The sequence below is a fragment of the Ruegeria sp. H3 genome (assembly GCF_056533095.1).
The window spans coordinates 75,223-88,367 of sequence record NZ_JBQFOD010000015.1 but is presented as its reverse complement, the minus strand read 5'-3'; the positions used below and the strand labels follow the sequence as shown (position 1 = coordinate 88,367).

At 54.6% G+C, this 13,145-nt stretch carries 11 protein-coding genes; 10 read left to right on the top strand and 1 reads right to left on the bottom strand.

The window, feature by feature from the left end:
• Window positions 1–175: 175 nt before the first annotated feature.
• A protein-coding gene (locus ACR0JE_RS16455) for an IS3 family transposase (RefSeq protein ID WP_480864946.1) occupies window positions 176–1,527 on the bottom strand; the annotation gives its coding sequence in 2 pieces (ribosomal slippage) (window positions 176–1,191 and window positions 1,191–1,527; 1,353 coding nt in all).
• 629 nt (window positions 1,528–2,156) lie between these two features.
• On the opposite strand from ACR0JE_RS16455, the gene ACR0JE_RS16450 reads away from it, so the two are divergent.
• The 10 genes from ACR0JE_RS16450 (at window position 2,157) to ACR0JE_RS16405 (ending at window position 12,645) form a co-directional block, all read left to right on the top strand.
• Complete coding sequence (locus ACR0JE_RS16450; RefSeq protein WP_480540328.1) at window positions 2,157–3,476, top strand: ABC transporter substrate-binding protein; 1,320 nt, start codon at window positions 2,157–2,159, stop codon at window positions 3,474–3,476.
• 79 nt (window positions 3,477–3,555) lie between these two features.
• Complete coding sequence (locus tag ACR0JE_RS16445; RefSeq protein WP_480540326.1) at window positions 3,556–4,503, top strand: carbohydrate ABC transporter permease; 948 nt, start codon at window positions 3,556–3,558, stop codon at window positions 4,501–4,503.
• Window positions 4,500–5,438: a carbohydrate ABC transporter permease gene (locus ACR0JE_RS16440; RefSeq protein WP_010442361.1), complete on the top strand. Its 939-nt coding sequence runs from the start codon at window positions 4,500–4,502 to the stop codon at window positions 5,436–5,438. The genes ACR0JE_RS16445 and ACR0JE_RS16440 overlap by 4 nt, the downstream gene beginning before the upstream one ends.
• Complete coding sequence (locus ACR0JE_RS16435) at window positions 5,435–5,623, top strand: hypothetical protein (RefSeq protein WP_155150119.1); 189 nt, start codon at window positions 5,435–5,437, stop codon at window positions 5,621–5,623. The genes ACR0JE_RS16440 and ACR0JE_RS16435 overlap by 4 nt, the downstream gene beginning before the upstream one ends.
• A gap of 2 nt (window positions 5,624–5,625) precedes the next feature.
• The gene (locus tag ACR0JE_RS16430; RefSeq protein ID WP_480864945.1) at window positions 5,626–6,723 is read left to right on the top strand and encodes an ABC transporter ATP-binding protein; all 1,098 of its coding nucleotides are present in this window, start codon (window positions 5,626–5,628) and stop codon (window positions 6,721–6,723) included.
• A complete protein-coding gene (locus ACR0JE_RS16425) occupies window positions 6,716–7,708 on the top strand; it encodes an ABC transporter ATP-binding protein (RefSeq protein WP_480827838.1) in 993 nt (330 codons plus the stop codon). Before ACR0JE_RS16430 ends, ACR0JE_RS16425 begins: the two co-directional genes overlap by 8 nt.
• A gap of 11 nt (window positions 7,709–7,719) precedes the next feature.
• Complete coding sequence (locus tag ACR0JE_RS16420) at window positions 7,720–9,342, top strand: dihydroxyacetone kinase subunit DhaK (RefSeq protein WP_480864944.1); 1,623 nt, start codon at window positions 7,720–7,722, stop codon at window positions 9,340–9,342.
• Window positions 9,343–9,349: 7 nt separating this feature from the next.
• On the top strand, window positions 9,350–10,408 hold the full coding sequence (locus ACR0JE_RS16415; protein WP_480864943.1) for a LacI family DNA-binding transcriptional regulator: 1,059 nt from the start codon (window positions 9,350–9,352) through the stop codon (window positions 10,406–10,408).
• Window positions 10,409–10,435: 27 nt separating this feature from the next.
• Window positions 10,436–11,491: a sugar phosphate isomerase/epimerase family protein gene (locus ACR0JE_RS16410; protein ID WP_480864942.1), complete on the top strand. Its 1,056-nt coding sequence runs from the start codon at window positions 10,436–10,438 to the stop codon at window positions 11,489–11,491.
• Complete coding sequence (locus ACR0JE_RS16405) at window positions 11,491–12,645, top strand: Gfo/Idh/MocA family protein (RefSeq protein WP_480864947.1); 1,155 nt, start codon at window positions 11,491–11,493, stop codon at window positions 12,643–12,645. The genes ACR0JE_RS16410 and ACR0JE_RS16405 overlap by 1 nt, the downstream gene beginning before the upstream one ends.
• The last annotated feature ends 500 nt before the right edge of the window (window positions 12,646–13,145 follow it).

Sequence of the window (13,145 nt, the reverse complement as noted above, 5' to 3'; positions counted from 1 at the left end):
ATATGACAGATGCCCAAAGGTATTCCTTTCGGCCATCGCTCTAGCAGCTACCGTACTGTTCTGGCTGTAAATCAATGAGTCTGGAGCCTAATTCTGCAAGGTTGTCCGTCATCGAATGATTTGGAACACGAGCGTTTGATTGGTTTTGGTGGATCAGGCTCGCTGTAGTTTCTATCTACGCCGCGTTCTGATGATGCAGCAAGCGGCGTTTCTGGATTGTCTGGTGTTTGATTTCCTTTCTGCGTCTGAGGATTGTTTCGGCTCGACCGAAGTAGACATCGGCGGGTGTCAGATTGCTGATGCTCTCGTGGTATCGGTTGTGGTTGTAGTGATCGATGAAGTTGCCGATGGCCTGTTCGAGCGCTCCTGGCAGATAGTAGTTTTCCAGCAGGACACGGTTCTTCATCGTCTGATGCCATCGCTCAATCTTGCCCTGGGTCTGCGGATGGTTGGGCGTTCCCCGAACATGATCCATACCCTGCTCATCCAGCCATTTCGCCAACTCGCCAGAGATGTAACTGCTGCCGTTGTCGCTGAGCAGCCGGGGCTTGTGGGCAACGGTGACACTGTCACAACCTGATGCATCCAAAGCGTCTTCCAGCGTTCCTGTGACATCGTCAGCTTTCATCGTGGTGCAAAGGCGCCAAGAGACAACGTAACGGCTATAATCATCCAGGATCGTAGACAGATAGAACCAGCCCCAGCCAATGACTTTGAGATAGGTGAAGTCGGTCTGCCAAAGCTGGTTCGGCCGCACAGTCTTCTCATGGAATTCATCCGCCGCTTTGATGGTGATGCAGGCTGGACTGGTGATCAGATCCTGTGCCTTCAGAAGCCTGTAAACACTGGCCTCAGAAACGAAGTAGCGCCTGGTGTCGGTGAACCGTACCGCAAGCTCGCGGGGCGATAACTCGGGTTCTTCCAGAGCCAGTTCCACGATCTGCTTGCGCACCTTGTCGGGGATGCGGTTCCAAACCCTGCCTGGCCGGGAATGGCGATCCTCAAGCCCGGCCTCGCCGAAAGACAGATACCTGTCGTACCAGCGGTAGAAGGTCGTTCTGGGAATGCCGAGCTTTTCCAGTGTGCGTTTGATCGGCAGGTGCGAACCGTCAACCAGCCGGATGATCTCAAGCTTTTCGGATGCGGGATATCTCATTCGTCGTCTCCCCCATCCTCGAACATGCTTTTTTTGAGCAGCCGGTTCTCAAGGGTCAGGTCGGCGACTACCTCTTTCAGCGCCGACGATTCCGCTCTCAAATCCTTCACCTCAGAGCTGGTAGCCTGGCGTGCGGTATCGCCAGCCAACCGCTTCTTACCGGCCTCAAGGAACTCTTTCGACCAGCTGTAATACAGGCTCGTAGCTATTCCTTCGCGGCGACACAGCTCCGCTATGCTGTCTTCACCACGAAGCCCATCCAAAACAATACGGATCTTCTCCTCTGCCGAATGCTGGCGCCGTGTCTTCCTGCGGATGTCTTTGATAACTCTCTCTGCTGACGCTTTCTGTTTCCCGGACTTCATTCTCATCTCCACTCTCTGATGGTTACGATGAGCCTGAAATCCTCCGCTACGCAATCAACCTAGTCTGTTCCATGGGTGCCGATGGCAGACAGTCGAAACCGGAGTTGTAGCGCGCGAATCCGAACAGGCGATCACCAGGAATCCCCTCTCCTGCTCGCAGCTTTACGGTTTGCATGGGCTCGGCACTTAAGCCTTTAATTGGGTACCGGTTCAATCTGACGATAGAGAGCGTGTTCATATCACTGCACCTGACCAAATGAATTGTGCACGATTCTGCGTGGTCCGTGCAGTTTGACGCTATCTCCAATCCTCAAAGGTATCGAGCAAATAATCTGCCAGAGCATCGCTAGCGGGTTCGCCAAGCCGGTCGCCGCATGCTGGCCGCGATTGTGAGCTGCGCTTATTTTAGTCGAATTGACCATTTAGTGCCTCACTGCTGAAAATACATGCGCATCATCGCAAACCAAAAAGCTCATTTAAAATCAATGGCTACAAAGCGAAATTAACGACCTTCTTTGTTCACTTGAGGTACGAACCTCAAAAATTTCTGGACTTGAGGTGCGTACCTCAAATAGCCTTGGAAGTATGCCGCGATTCGCACATCCTCGATTGACGGCGCAAAAAGGGAGGAATGGATGACTTACACAAAACTGGCCTCGGCCAGCGCAATAGTCCTTGCCGCTACTACTCTTTCTACCAAGGCAAATGCTGAAGATCTGACACTATGTTGGGCTGCATGGGACCCGGCCAACGCGCTTGTTGAGCTATCGAAAGAATTCGAAGCAGAATCCGGCCACACAATGAACTTCGAGTTTGTTCCCTGGCCAAATTTTGCGGACCGGATGCTGAACGAGCTGAACTCTGGGGGTAAGCTCTGCGACCTGCTGATTGGTGACAGCCAATGGATCGGCGGTGGCGCTGAGAATGGTCATTATGTCCAGCTGAACGAGTTCTTCGATGCTGAAGGCATCAGCATGGATGACTTCGCGCCGGCCACTGTCTACGCGTACTCGACCTGGCCCAAGGGTACACCAAACTACTATGCGCTGCCTGCGATGGGCGATGCAAACGGCTGGTTCTATCGCAAGGACTGGTTTGAAAACCCCGACATCCAGGCTGCATACAAAGAGGCGACTGGTCAGGACCTGCGTGAACCGCAGTCTCAGAAAGAGTTGTTGCAGATCGCTCAATTCTTCCAAGGTCGTGAGATCGACGGCAAGACTGTCTATGGGGCAGCAATCTTCACCGAGCGCGGCTCGGAAGGGATCACCATGGGTGTGACTGGGGCGCTGTATCCTTGGGGTTTCAAATACGAAAACACCCCAGGATCCTATGACATGGAAGGCGCCGTAAACTCACCCGAAGCGGTTGAGGCTCTGGAATTCTACAAGGAGTTCTACAAGACAGCGACGCCCCCGGGATACACCAACTCTTACATGGGTGAGAGCTTGGACGCCTTTAAGTCCGGTCAAGTCGCCATGGCGATGAACTGGTTTGCGTTCTTCCCAGGTCTCTATGCCGACCCCAATACCGGCGGTGACAAGATCGACTTCTTTGTGAACCCACCCCAAAATCAGGCAGGTTCGACACTGGGCGGACAAGGTATTTCTGTCGTCAGCTACTCTGACAAACAGGACGCCGCACTTGAGTACATTAAATGGTTCGCACAGCCCGAAGTTCAAGCCAAATGGTGGGAACTTGGCGGATACTCCGCACATAACTCGGTGCTGGAAGATCCCGGTTTCGTAGACAGTCAACCGTTTGCCGGTGACTTCCTGGAGGCAATGGGCGGTGTGCAGGATTTCTGGCAAGAGCCTGCTTACGCGGAGCTTCTGCTGGCAATGCAGAAACGCATCCACGACTACGTGGTTGCTGACCAAGGTACAGCTCAGGAAGCGTTGGACCTTCTGATCGAAGATTGGACGGAAGTCTTCGAAGACGAAGGCAAGCTGTAATCCGGACACAGGCCGGAGCGGGTGCAATCCCGCTCCACCTTCACCCGTGAGCCCTAAACCAACAAGAACTGGCAAAGAGATGTCTGACAGGACCGTAGATCGCGTTGCGCAGGCAACGCCCGAGCGAGTTGCGCGAAAGATCCGGGGATTATCCGACCGCGCGATCGCCTGGATTTTCATCTCCCCAACGATTTTTCTATTGCTGGCGATCAACATCTTTCCGTTGATCTGGACCATCCAACTGAGCTTTACCAACTACAAGGCCAATCGGATCGGGCGCGAAGTCAAAGATGTCGGTCTCAGGAATTACGAGCGTATCCTGACGGACTCGGACACCTGGCTGAACATGCAGGCGACGGCGCATTTCCTGTTCTGGACGATCTTTTTCCAGGTCCTGATCGGGTTTACCCTGGCGTGGCTGATCAACAAGAAATTCAAGGGCAACGATCTTTGGACCACAATTATCGTGCTGCCGATGATGCTGTCTCCGGCGGTTGTCGGGAACTTCTGGAAGTTCCTGTATCAACCTCAGATCGGCCTGTTTAACTACATCGTGTCGTGGTTTACCGGCAAGGACCCATCGAGCTTTGAAATGCTGGGGTCCGTCACGTTGGCCCCATGGGCGATCGTGATTGTCGACACCTGGATGTGGACCCCCTTCGTGATGCTGATCTGTCTCGCCGGGTTGCGTAGTATTCCCGGCTACATTTACGAGGCGGCTGAGATCGACAGGGCCAGCAAGCTGCGGCAGTTCTTTACGATTACCATCCCAATGGTGTTACCGTTCCTGATGCTCGCTGTGCTGTTTCGAGGGATCGAGAACTTCAAAATGTTCGACCTGGTGGTTCAGCTCACCGGCGGAGGACCGGGGTCTGTTACGGAACTCACTTCGATCAACCTGAAACGCGAAGCCTTTGAAAAATGGCGTACAGGCTATGCGTCAGCCTATGCGATCATCCTTTTCGTCACCGTGTTCGGCCTTGCGTCGATCTACGTCAAAGCCCTGAACAAGGTGAAACAGAGATGAGCAGTTTTTCCGTCACAGAACCTTCGAACCGGTCCAAATGGATCGCAGGCTTCCTGGTCATTACTTATGCGCTGATCACGATGATCCCGCTGGTGTGGATCTTGCTGACAGGCTTCAAATCCCCGGCCGATGCGATCAGCTATCCACCCAAAGTGGTCTTTGACCCAACGCTTGAAGGCTACGTCAACCTCTTCACCACGCGCACACGGCAGACGCAGGAGTTTCTGGAAGCGAACCCACCGCAGAATTGGGCCGATGAGATTGTCCGCCAGTACGACATGGTGATAGTCGGGCCGTCCAAGTTCGGCGAGCGCTTTATGAATTCGGTTATCATCGGATTTGGCTCAACGTTCTTGAGTATCTTCCTTGGCACGCTGGCCGCCTATGCGTTCAGCAGGTTTAAGGTCCCACTCAAGGACGACCTTCTGTTCTTCATACTTAGTACAAGGATGATGCCTCCGGTTGCTGTCGCCATCCCGATTTTCCTGATGTTCAGAAACCTCGGTTTAAGCGATACGCATCTCGGGATGATCCTGCTCTACACGGGGGTGAATATTTCCCTGGCAGTTTGGTTGCTTAAAGGGTTCATCGACGAAATCCCAAGAGAGTACGAAGAAGCCGCCCTCATAGATGGCTACACGAGGTTTCAGGCCTTCTACAAAGTGGTGCTGCCGCAAGCCGCCACAGGCATCGCGTCAACTGCGATCTTCTGCCTTATCTTCGCCTGGAATGAGTACGCGTTTGCCGTGCTGCTGACATCCGCGAATGCGCAGACTGCACCACCGTTTATCCCGACCATTATCGGTATTGGCGGCCTGGACTGGCCTGCTGTGGCTGCAGGTGCCACGATCTTCCTGATCCCCGTCATGATTTTCACCATCCTGATGCGCAAACATTTGCTGCGTGGGATCACATTCGGAGCCGTACGCAAATGAGCGAGTTTCTTACCGGATTGCTACGGCTCCGCCGCGGTCCATGGGAGATGGTCGCAACCATCCTAATCGCACTGGGTGTCTTCATGCTGATGCAACCCTTTGTCCTTTGGGCCTTCACCTACTCTTTCATCGTCACGCTGATCGGAACCGTCATGTTCATCATCGTCAGCCATTTCCCGGAGTAGAAATGGCCCAGATCGTAGTCAAAAACGTTAAAAAGATGTTCGGCGATTTCACGGCTGTCCGCGAAAGTTCGTTCACGATCGAGGATGGTGAGTTTTTCATGTTGCTGGGCCCGTCCGGTTGCGGAAAAACCACGACCCTGCGGATGATCGCAGGGTTGGAGCTTCCAACGTCGGGTGAGATTTATCTGGACGGCGAAGAGATCAGCCAGCGGCCGCCATCGGAGCGGGACATTGCCTTCGTGTTCCAGATGTTCGCGCTGTACCCCCACATGAACGTGCGCAAGAATATCAGCTACCCCCTGATATCGCAGGGCATGCCGCGTGCCGCTGTCAAAGCCAAAGTCGAGGAAGTCGCGGGAATTCTGGGGATCAACCACATCCTAGATAGCCCGGTAGGTGGGTTGTCAGGCGGCGACAGGCAGCGCGTGGCGCTCGGGCGCGCAATTGTTCGTGAACCCAAGGCGTTCATGATGGACGAACCTCTTGGCGCCCTGGATGCCGAGTTTCGTGAGCACATGGCCGAAGAACTGCGCGCGCTTCATGATCGCATGGGCGCAACCACTGTTTATGTCACACACGATCAGTTGGAGGCCATGCAAATGGGTGACAAGATCGTTGTGATGAACAACGCTGTGATCGAACAATTCGGCACGCCGCAGGAAATCTACGACAAACCAGCTACGATGTTCGTTGCGGATTTTATCGGGTCTCCTTCTATGAACTTCCTACCGTTTCAAGGAAAGGTCGCGCCTGGCTCAGAAATGGTTCGACTGAATGGCCATGACGAAGCCGTGCCCAAACTGATGGAAAGTGCGGAAGGTGACTTGGTTTTCGGCGTTCGCCCCGAGCATGTTTTTCTGTCAGACAACAGCGCCTACCGGGCCAAGGTTCTGGCCGCAGAATATTTGGGAACCACCCAGATCGTGACGCTGCAAAGCCCAAACGGAGAGCTGAAAGCCCGGATTGATGCCCGAGAAACCGTTAATCCCGGCGAGACTGTGGGATTGGAATTCCGCTCACCTGCGGTAACCCTGTTTGAAAAATCTACCGGGCGCGCGTTGAGGTCCGCTCTGAACGACGAGGTACTAAGCAATGGCTGAAGTCGTTTTGGAAAACATCTCGAAATCCTTCGGCAATCTTAAAGCAGTGGATGATATCTCAATGACGATCCCCAACGGCGCTTTTGTGGTGCTGTTGGGCCCGACAGGTGCGGGAAAAACAACGACGCTGAGATTGATTTCCGGGCTTGAGAAACTGGATTCTGGAACGGTGCGCATTGCCGGGCGTGACGTTGGAATAGATACACCTGCCCAGCGCGATGTGGCGATGGTCTTCCAGCAATACTCGCTGTACCCGCATATGACAGTGCGTGAGAACCTGTCTTTCCCTCTGCGGTCGCCGATCCTGAAGACGCCAGAGGATGAGATCGCGAGGAAGGTCAACGAAGTCTCGGAAATCCTCCAAATCCCGCACAAACTGGACAACAAAGCCACCGAACTGTCTGGTGGCGAAATGCAGCGTGTATCGATAGGGCGGGCGCTGGTGCGCGACCCCCAGATCTTCCTGATGGATGAACCACTCAGCTCTTTGGACGCCAAGTTACGGGCGGATTTACGAGTCGAGTTGAAAAGGATTCAGGCCGATCTGGGGTCGACTTTGCTCTATGTGACGCACGATCAGGTCGAAGCCATGACAATGGCGACGCATATTGGCGTGTTGGAAAACGGAAAACTGGTTCAATACGGAACACCCCGGGATATCTATGAAAACCCTGGCAGTGTTTATGTCGCCAGCCGGTTGGGTCTGCCGCGGATCAACATCCTGCCATCCGAGTTATTCGGAGGCGATCACAAAGGCCCGCAGATTGGCTTGCGCCCAGAAAACATCATTGAAGGCGAAGGCAGTGAAGCGCGTGTCATACGTGCCGAACATCTGGGCGATCAAACACGGCTGCACCTGGACCTGAATGGTCACCCGGTTGTGACCCTGATTGATGTCCATCAGGACTACCCATCTGGAAAGATAATAAAAATCCGTCCCAACAACCCGTTGTATTTTGACGCGTCCGGCGCGCGCGTGAATTAAGGAGCAAAAGCATGGCCCAGTTCCTCAACACAAAAGAAACCCTGGTGACAGAGGCGATAGACGGCCTTCTGGCTTCCTCTGGCGGTCAGCTTACGCGGTTGGACGGCTATCCGCATATCAAGGTTGTTTACCGGTCGGATTGGGACAAGTCGAAGGTCGCCCTGGTGTCCGGAGGAGGGTCTGGTCACGAACCAGCCCATGCCGGTTTCGTTGGTGCCGGTATGTTGACAGCCGCGGTCTGCGGCGAAGTGTTTGCATCCCCGTCAGTCGAAGCAGTTTTGGCGGGCATTCTTGCTGTCACGGGTGAGGCTGGATGCTTGCTAATTGTCAAGAATTACACCGGTGACCGGCTGAATTTTGGACTGGCGGCTGAACGCGCTCGTGCATTGGGTCGCAAGGTTGAAATGGTCGTCGTCGACGATGACATCGCCCTGCCCGACCTTCCGCAACCACGTGGCGTGGCGGGTACGTTGTTCGTTCACAAAATCGCCGGAGCGCTCGCCGAAAGCGGTGCCGATTTGGACACCGTTACCGCCGCAGCGAGATGCACCATAGCAAAGGTTGTCAGCATCGGCATGAGTCTGGACACCTGTACGGTTCCGGGATCTCCGAAAGAAGACAGGATCGCGCCGGGGAAGGCAGAGCTTGGCTTGGGTATTCATGGCGAGCCCGGCGTACAGCAAGTCGAGTTCTCAAATGCTGTTTCGGCTATGTCCACGGTCGTGGAGAAGCTGAAGCAAAGGGTTGGGTCTGGGGATTGCGTGGCGTTGGTCAACAATCTGGGTTCAACGACTCCGCTAGAAATGGCTGTCCTCACGCACGCGTTGTCCGAAACTGATATCGCCCACCATATCATTGGCCCGGCACCCATGATGACATCGCTGGATATGCACGGGTTTTCGGTTTCCATTCTGCCCGTGGATCAAGACGATTTGTCAGCCCTGGAAGCACCCGTTGATCTGGCCGCATGGCCCGGGGTCAATTCCATCGACCCGATCAAAGTTGCACCATTGCCTGATGGCCTGACCCCGATCGATCCAATTCCTTCGAACAATCCCGCAACAAAGGAAACGATCACCCGGCTGTCTGAGCTGCTGATCAACGCCGAGAAAACCCTGAACGAGTTGGATGCGAAATCCGGGGATGGCGATACAGGAAGCACACTGGCCACCGCCGCTCGGGCGTTGCAAGGCAGCCTTGACCGCATGCCCCTCGCGGATCTGACACAGCTGTTTCCGGCGTTGGGCAATGAGTTAAGCCAGACAATGGGTGGTTCTTCTGGCGTGATACTCGCAATCTTCTTCAACGCAGCTGGAGATGCCTGTGCGAGCGGGGCTTCGGTACCGAAGTCTCTGGTCGAAGGTTTGAATCGCGTCAGCCAGGTTGGAGGTGCCAAGGTCGGTGACCGGACAATGATTGACGCGCTGGCACCGGCGCTTGCCGCGCTGCCATCTGGTCTGACGCATGCGGCCGAGGCTGCCCGAGAAGGCGCGAACAACACAGCGAATATTCGACGTGCGAAGGCAGGCCGCGCGGCCTATGTTCCCGAAGAAAACCTAGTTGGACATAACGATCCCGGCGCTGAGGCTGTTGCTTTGTTGTTTGAAGGCTTAGCGCGGGAGATTGAGGGCTGAAGAACACGTGGAAGACCAAAAACAAAAACTAGAATTGGTGAAAAAGCCAACCGTCAATGACATCGCGCGCGTCGCGGGTGTCAGTCTCGCGACTGTTGACCGGGTCTTGAACAGACGCCCCGGCGTGCGGGCCGTAACCGTACAGAAAGTACAAAAGGCAATTGATGAGCTGGGCTATGTGCGCGACACCGCTGCGGCCAACCTTGCGCGAAACCGGGTTTACAACTTCCTCTTTGTTCTGCCGGACACAGACAATGAGTTTGTGGAGGCAATCAGCAGTCAGATCGCAGAGCAATCCCGTGACCAATTTATCGAGCGGACCCGCATTGCGATAAAGAAGGTCGCTCCGTTCGAGCCGCAAGATATCGTCAACATTTTGGATGCTGTCGACAGTTTGGATGTTGATGGGGTTGCCGTTTTTGGGCCCGAAACGCCTTCTGTTCGCGACGCTGTAAAAAGGCTCAGGGACAAAGGCGTTCCGGTGGTTGCCTTGGTATCTGACTTGCCAAGTTCCGAGCGAGACCATTTCGTGGGAATCGATAACGTTTCGGCAGGACGAACCGCCGCTCAGCTGATGGGGCGGCTTGTCCATCGCGACGGCAAGGTCTTAGTTCTTACAGGATCCCGTTTGGCGCGTGACCACCTGGAGCGTCGCCAAGGCTTTGACATTGTCGTGGCCGAGGAATTTCCGCACCTCCAAGTCGTAGCGTCGGTTGAGGGCCGGGATGACCCTGATCTGATTTACAAGATGATGCCCGAGATCTTCGAAACCTATCCGGATCTGGTCGGAATATACTCGTCAGCAGCGGGCAATGCGGGCCTGATACAATTTCTTTCAGAGAACAGGTTCAGCAAGGATCTGGTGATCATAGCGCATGAGCTCACTCCGCTCAGTCGTGAGGCGCTTAGGCTTGGCACATTTGACGCCTTAATCTCGCAAGACACCGGGCATATTGTTCGTTCTGCCGTCCGTCTATTGCGCGCAACTAAGGACAAGGTTCCATTCAACAAAGCGCAGGAACGCATCCGTATCGACATCTATCTGAAGGATAATTTACCGCCGTAGAGGCTTAGGTTTTGGGGAGGAAATTTTATGAAGACGATCAAAGGTCCAGCTTTGTTTCTTGCACAATTTGCGGGGGACGAAGCACCGTTCAATTCGTGGGACGCGATCACCAAATGGGCGGCTGATTGTGGATACAAGGGCGTTCAGGTCCCCAGTTGGGACAGTCGGTTATTCGACTTGGAACAAGCCGCGTCCAGTACCGGTTATTGCGATGACTTCAAAGGCAAAGCTACGGAGAATGGCGTCGAAGTCACCGAACTTTCAACGCATCTTCAAGGCCAGCTGGTGGCCGTTCACCCAGCCTATGACAGCGCGTTTGATGGCTTTGCTGCCGAAAGCGTTCGGGGGAACCCGAAAGCCCGCCAAGAATGGGCCGTGGATCAGGTCAAAAAGGCACTGTCAGCATCAAAGAACCTGGGCATTTCGGCACATGCGACATTCTCAGGCGCTTTGGCATGGCCCTATGTCTACCCCTGGCCTCAACGCCCTGCCGGCTTGATTGAAACGGCGTTTGATGAGCTGGCGCGCCGTTGGGTGCCTATCCTGAATCACGCCGAAGAGTGCGGCGTTGATGTATGCTACGAAATTCACCCCGGAGAGGACCTCCATGATGGTGTGACGTACGAGATGTTTCTGGAACGGACGGGAAATCACCCACGGGCCTGCATGCTGTACGACCCGTCGCACTACGTGCTGCAATGCCTCGACTATCTGGACAATATCGACATCTACAAAGATCGGATCCGGATGTTCCATGTCAAAGATGCCGAGTTTAACCCGACCGGACGGCAGGGTGTTTATTCCGGATATCAAAGCTGGGTCGATCGTGCCGGGCGGTTCCGGTCGCTTGGTGATGGCCAAGTGGATTTCGGGGCCGTGTTTTCAAAAATGGCCGCGAATGACTTTGATGGCTGGGCTGTGGTCGAATGGGAATGCTGCCTGAAACACCCCGAGGATGGTGCGCGTGAAGGCGCGCAGTTCGTGTCCGATCACATCATCCGTGTGACCGAGAAAGCCTTTGATGATTTCGCTGATGGTGGCGCTGACGAAGCCGCCAATCGTAAAATGCTGGGGATTGAATGATGGTCACAGGACGCAGTGAAGAAACCTCGGGACGCATTCGCCTTGGCATGGTTGGCGGCGGAAATGACGCCTTCATAGGCGGCGTTCATCGCATCGCGGCTCGACTGGACGACAAGTTCGAGCTGGTAGCCGGTGCTTTGTCTTCGACGCCAGAGAAATCTCTTGAAAGTGGTCATGCATTGGGGCTCGAACGGGTCTATGAAGATTTTAAACAAATGGCGATAAGGGAAGCCCGGCTGAAATCTGGGATTGAGGCGGTCTCAATCGTCACGCCAAATCACGTCCACTATGCCGCCGCGCGTGAGTTCCTGAAACGCGGTATTCATGTCATTTGTGACAAGCCACTCACCTCGACCCTTGCCGATGCAAAAAAGCTGGTCAAAGCAGCAGAAAGCGCGAACGCACTGTTCATTTTGACCCACAATTACACGGGCTATCCGATGGTTCGTCAGGCGCGTGAAATGGTTGCCAACGGCGATATTGGCAAGATCCGCGTGGTTCAGGTTGAATACCCTCAGGATTGGCTGACCGAGCAGCAGGATTTCAAGCAGGCGGAATGGCGAACCGATCCCGAACGCTCGGGCGCGGGTGGATCAACCGGTGACATCGGAACCCATGCCTACAACCTCGCTTGCTTTGTAACCGGGCTGACAGCGGAAAGCCTTGCGGCGGACTTGCAGGCCTTTGTGCCGGGGCGCAAAGTCGATGACAACGCCCACGTATTGCTTCGCTTCGAAGGCGGAGCGCGGGGTATGCTGTGGTCGTCCCAGGTGGCTCCCGGAAATGAAAACGCACTGCGGTTGCGGGTCTACGGCGAAAAAGGTGGGCTGGAGTGGGCCCAGGAAGATCCCAATTACCTTTGGTTCACACCATACAACGAACCCAAGCGTCTGATCACCCGAAATGGAGCTGGAGCTGGTGATGCTGCCAATAGGTTGAGCAGAGTCCCTCCGGGCCATCCCGAGGGATATCTGGAGGGGTTCGCCAATATCTATGGAGAGGCTGCTGAGGCGATCCAAGCCTTCCGAAACGGGATTTCACTTGGCGCGTCCGTTGTTTATCCAACGGTTCATGACGGGCTCAATGGTGTTAAGTTTGTAGCCGCATGCGTGCAAAGCTCTTCAAGGAATGCGGCTTGGGTCAGCTTGACTTAAAAAATCCGGCTTTGGGCCTCAGGCAAACATCTTGGAAGGCAGCGGGGGTATCTGCCAAAAAAAGTCGAAGCGCACGCAGCCTATAGATGAACACTCCGGAGTGTCTGACGTCAGCGCCGATGGGACATTTAGGTTAATTTGATAAGAGAGGGTATTCCATCACATCAAAGCAGCCTGATATTCCAGGCCGCACGGACTTCAGGCACTCAGCCAACGGTATCAAGACCGGTCAGACCGATTGCAAAACGGTTCTGGTACTCGATGTCAGCAGCTGGAGCTTTTCCGAGACGCTAAAGTCTGAAGCACGCACGGTGAATGCAGGCACGACGACCAACGGGCCTGAGAAGTTACCGTTTAAAGCCACCTTGGGAATCAAGTTGTAAAACGACAAATCCAACTCGGCTCGTTTCAGCAGCCCGTTCTTCTAGAACTGGTCGCGGTCCACTAATTTATCCACACCCATCGCGACGAATTGCTTCCGTCAGCGATATTGGGTTTGT